This is a genomic window from Salipiger sp. HF18, from assembly GCF_011806505.1.
GTDB classification, from domain to species: domain Bacteria; phylum Pseudomonadota; class Alphaproteobacteria; order Rhodobacterales; family Rhodobacteraceae; genus Salipiger; species Salipiger thiooxidans.
On record NZ_JAATOS010000821.1, the window covers coordinates 1 to 1,079 of the forward strand.

Below are 1,079 nucleotides of genomic sequence, written 5' to 3' on the forward strand. Positions count from 1 at the left end.
AATTGCAAGCCACGCTTGGCAGGATTCAAATATAATCGACAGGGAGGAGTCGCAGATGAAACTTGGATGCCCCGCAGAGGTCAAAGCGCAGGAATACCGCGTCGGCCTGACCCCCAACGCCGCCCGTGAAGCGGTCGCGAGCGGACACACCGTCCTGATCCAGCAGGGCGCCGGTCTCGGCGCCGGCTTCGAGGACGCGGACTACGTCGCGGCGGGCGCCCGCATCGTCGGCAGCGCCCCCGAGGTCTTTGCCGAGGCCGACATGATCGTGAAGGTGAAGGAGCCGCAGCCGGCCGAGCGGGCGATGCTGCGCGAGGGCCAGATCCTCTTCACCTATCTCCACCTCGCGCCCGATCCCGAGCAGACCGAGGACCTGCTCGCCTCCGGGGCCACCTGCATCGCCTACGAGACGGTGACCGATGACCGTGGCGGGCTGCCGCTTCTGGCGCCGATGTCCGAGGTTGCGGGACGCCTCGCGCCGCAGATGGGGGCGTGGACGCTGCAGAAGGCGAACGGCGGGCGCGGCGTGCTTCTGGGCGGTGTGCCCGGCGTCGGCCCGGCCCGGGTCGTGGTGATCGGCGGAGGCACTGTCGGCACCCACGCGGCGCGGGTCGCCGCTGGCATGGGTGCCGAGGTCACCGTGCTCGACCGGTCGCTGCCGCGGCTGCGCTACCTCGACGACGTGTTCGGCGGCACCTTCCGCAACCGCTACTCGACCGAGGGTGCGCTGACCGAGCTGCTGGCCGAGGCGGATATGGTGATCGGCGCGGTGCTGATCCCCGGCGCCGCCGCGCCGAAAGTTGTGAGCCGCGCGATGCTCGGCGGTATGAAGCATGGCGCGGTGCTGGTGGACGTGGCCATCGTTCAGGGCGGCTGCTTCGAGACCTCGCGGGCGACCACCCATGACGACCCGATCTACGAGGTCGACGGCATCCAGCACTACTGCGTCGCGAACATGCCCGGCGCCGTGCCGCGCACCTCGACCATCGCGCTCGGCAACGCCACGCTGCCCTTCGTCATCGCGCTCGCCAATAAGGGCTGGCGCGCCGCCTGCGCCGAGGACCGCCACCTGCTGGCCG

The 1,079-nt window shown here is 70.3% G+C and carries 1 protein-coding gene; it reads left to right on the forward strand.

What is annotated here, in order from left to right:
* Positions 1-55: 55 nt before the first annotated feature.
* Positions 56-1,079 (forward strand): alanine dehydrogenase (gene ald / locus HC022_RS27255; RefSeq protein ID WP_167454457.1); only part of this gene is annotated, 1,024 nt, incomplete at its 3' end.